The sequence below is a fragment of the Ignavibacteriota bacterium genome (genome assembly GCA_016218045.1).
Taxonomy (GTDB): Bacteria; Bacteroidota; Ignavibacteria; order SZUA-365; family SZUA-365; genus JACRFB01.
Map to the genome: position 1 here is coordinate 1 of JACRFB010000009.1, position 3,644 is coordinate 3,644.

General features: G+C 60.9%; 3 protein-coding genes. All 3 read right to left on the bottom strand.

What is annotated here, in order from left to right; translation table 11 throughout:
- The coding region (locus HY962_02375; protein MBI5645751.1) for a hypothetical protein at window positions 1-747 on the bottom strand (747 nt) is incomplete at its 3' end.
- Between the two features lie 71 nt (window positions 748-818).
- Entirely contained in the window at window positions 819-1,151 is a 333-nt protein-coding gene (locus HY962_02380; protein ID MBI5645752.1) for a hypothetical protein, read from the bottom strand.
- On the bottom strand, window positions 1,148-3,644 hold a 2,497-nt coding region (locus HY962_02385; GenBank protein ID MBI5645753.1), incomplete at its 5' end, for a hypothetical protein. The genes HY962_02380 and HY962_02385, both read right to left, overlap by 4 nt.

The window sequence follows — 3,644 nt, forward strand, 5'->3', positions numbered from 1 at the left end:
CTTCTTGAGCCGCCCAACGGAGTCATACTCAAACGTCGTTGTCCCCGTGTCCGGCGTCGTCACGCTGCTCTGCCGGCCGAGGCCGTCGTAGGTGATCGTCGTGACGTTCGGATTTGGCCGCTCCGCGTCCTCAATGCGCGTGACCTGCTTGAGCGCATCAAAGACGTACGTGACGGTGCCAATCTCCGCGCCATTGTACTCCCACACCTCCACCGTGTTCCCCGCCGAATCCTGCACGGTGGCCGTGTGGTTGTTCTTCGCGTCGTACGCATCCGTGCGCAGCCGCCCGTTGGCCGCGCTGTACTCCTTGCGCGACACGCGGGAGGCCTCTGACGGTGCCGCCTGAGGCTCGTACACGTACGTGGGGCGGTCCTTGTCGTCCACGTCCGTCCGCGTTGGCGCAAACAAGGCCGGGGACGCATCCGCCGTCACCAGCGACGCCAGCGCTGCAAAGGACACCGCCTGCACCAGGCCGGCAACGCGCGGCCGCCCCAGACCGTCCTTCAGCGCGCGGTTGGCCACCGCATACGTCGGCGCACCGTCCACCACGGCGGTCTTCGCGGTCCACACCGGCTGGCCGAGCCCATCCACCGCCTGGATGGTGACGGGCGCCGTCGGGATGGCCAGATCGAGCGGGTCTGACACTTCTACCCCTGGAGGCGCCTTGTGGATTGTGATGGCGCGCTTGCCGGCGTACGACATGGTGATATCCGGCTTGCCTTCGCCGGGTGCCGTGACGGTCTTCATCCGCCCGAACTCGTCAAGGCCATACTTATCCGCGGCGGCTGCAGAACTCACGTTCCGGGTGGGGCAACACACTACAGGAGTCCTTCGTCGCGCCAGACATCTTCGTAACCCTCAGCAACAAGAAAACGAAAGCCAGGCGGCAACGCAAGAAACCGTACAGCAGAAGGACACCATTCACCAAGATGAGATACATGAAGAGGCACGAAGAAGTTGTCGTGATCAGGAATCTCGCCTCCGCCCCAAATATACCAACCACACGTATCCACAGATGGCCGATGTCGCAGGCCATTAATCGGCAACACACCTTCGAGCACGTTTCTGGCAATCCCGACCTTCTCTGTTGCTAACGGCTCGCACGGCTCGACGCCATACTTCCGACACACTTCGGCCTGCTCCGATGTCATTGCTCCTTGCCCTCCAATAGCGCCTTCTGCTCACGAGAGTACCTGGACATGTCGGCCCCTTCGCGAGCAGAACATGTCGGGCACTCCGGTTGGACCGCGCCTGCCGCACGCATCTTCTCTTTGTCGATGGTTCCTGTTTCGTAGTGTTCCTTCACCAACGCATTCTTGTGACCAGCCACCATCTTCTTTGCTTCGGCGCCGCACTTTACACATGGCTTGCCCTGTACAGACGCTCGCTGAGCGGGCGTTGTTGATCCTGAGGGACGTTTATAAGGAACGGCAGCTTTCGGCGTCGCCACCGGCGGAAAACGCAGGTCACGGGCGGCCTTGTTATGAACCAACACTTCATCACTTGAGACAAAGAACGTATGAACACTATTCACAGATATGTTGAATACTTGGACTGAGCTATCCGTTATGCGAACACGTTCCACGACGGACCCCTGTCCGTTACTCTGGAGAAGCACATCGTCGACCGTTATGGCGCGTGCCGGCGCCCATCCTTTCTGGACAACCCAAAACGGATGCTCTGACGTCGTTACAATCTCAACACCACCTTCAAGTGATATCTCAATCGTATGATCGCTGAGGGTTGTGAAGACATTCTCAACGACTGCGTCCGCGACTTGCTCGGTGAGAGGGTCGTACGCCTTGACGATATCGCCAACATGAATGCCTTCAATCGGCGTGCGTCCACCGGGAACCGCAACCAATGTTCCTGAAACAAAACAGCCGGCTTTGACACCGCCAGCAACTGCGGTTTCGCCACCAAGTACAGCGGCAGTCTCGACAACGGCTGCGGTGTCCGCGGCCAACGTCGTTCCCCCGACAGCGCCATTTGTTGCGTAGGCGGCGGCAATCCGCGTGCCGCCAACGACACCTCGCCCCACCACACCAGCGGTGCCTCCGCCGATCAGGCCACCAATGACCGAACCGCCGGCCAACGTACCCAGCAGACCAGCAGTATGGGCAGTTGGGTTCTCATTGTAGTCGTTGAAGTCGGACTCCTGCCATGCATCCTCACCGCCCCACAGAACGCGGGCGTAATCTCTGATGTCATCCAACGCGCGTCCGTCAGGATCGACGTTGCGCACGGGATTACCCGCCATGGGCAGGTAGAGGCTCAACCCAGCGGGCCCCTGCTTGGCCCACTCCGGGTCCGCACTCCGCCACGTCGCAATATCTGACGCCAGATACCGCCACCCGAAGTAGTAGTCCCCGCTCTCCGCGTCCCACTCCTTCCCCGTTAGGAGGAACCGCTGGTCCATCAACGCCAGCGACGTACCATCGACGTGATGGAACTCACTGCCATACGTGTACAACCACACCTTCTGCCTGATTGCACCGTCCTTGTCCGTCAACACTGACGTCGTGCCGATGTGGTCCGTGTGATAGAAAACGCGATTGTCCCCAATCGCCGTCGCCACGCGTTGCTGGCCAACGAACACGTGCTTGCTCAACCCCACCGCGCTCTTGGTGACATGCGGACCGAGGTAATGCGTCACCACACCGTCAACGTTCTTCGCCCGGCGTTGCGCATTGGAATCATACGAATACGTCGTGGTGCTCGCGCCGCGCCTGTGTTCGCGCTCAAATCCGTCCGCGGTCCAACTGATGTTGCGGACGTCGCTGCCCTGCTTGGAATACTCCATGTTCCCGGCGAGGTCGTGCCGGTACTCAAACAGCGTACCGGGCCCGGTAACCCCGCTGACGGCGTGCGGCGTGCGCGCGTACTGGTACGTCCAGTTGTGACTGTCCGCCGGTACCGCTCCAACTTCCGTGCTCACGTCCTGCACCTGCGTGCGCATCCGGTGCAGCTTGTCGAACGTGAACGTGCTGATGTGCTGCTTGTAGGTTCCGTCCCCCGCCGTCACGCGCATCCTGTCGCTGGTGAGGCGATTGAGCGCGTCATATTCAAGCGAGCGGCTCAGTGAGCCCGGGTCGGTGATGGACGTGATGTTGTTGACGTCGTCATAGACCAACGTGAGGTCCTGGAACGCTCCTGACTTGATGCCCGTCACCCGACGCGTGTAGGGATCAATCGTAAAGTTCTCCACCACGCCGTTCCCGTAGGTGACCGTCTTTCGCTGACCAAGCTCGTCGTAGAGGATGCCGCTGACGTACAAGGCCTGCGTGGACGCCGCGTGACGCACCTGGCCGGCAGCGTCGTACTGGTACTGGACTACTTCGCCGTCCGGATACGTGATGGACCTGACGCGGTTGAAGCTGTCGTAGTCAAACGTCGTTTCGAACACCTCGTCGGTGAGCAACTTCCGCGTGATCTTCGTCGTCGCGCCCAGCGCGTTGTAGACGTACGTCTCCTCGCCGTCCTCATCCTGCGAGCGCAGGATGCGCCCGGTTGCTCTATTGGCGTCACCCTCCAGCCCGTACGTGAACGTGTAATCGCGCGTTTCCCCGGTCCGCGTGATGGACACCACGCGGCTGGACCCGGGCTCGTAGTTGTTCACCACCTCCTTGCCGCGTGCATCAATC

Bases quoted from the DNA above. Each gene is read 5' to 3' on its own strand.
- HY962_02380 (MBI5645752.1), bottom strand. From the start codon at position 1,151: ATGACATCGGAGCAGGCCGAAGTGTGTCGGAAGTATGGCGTCGAGCCG.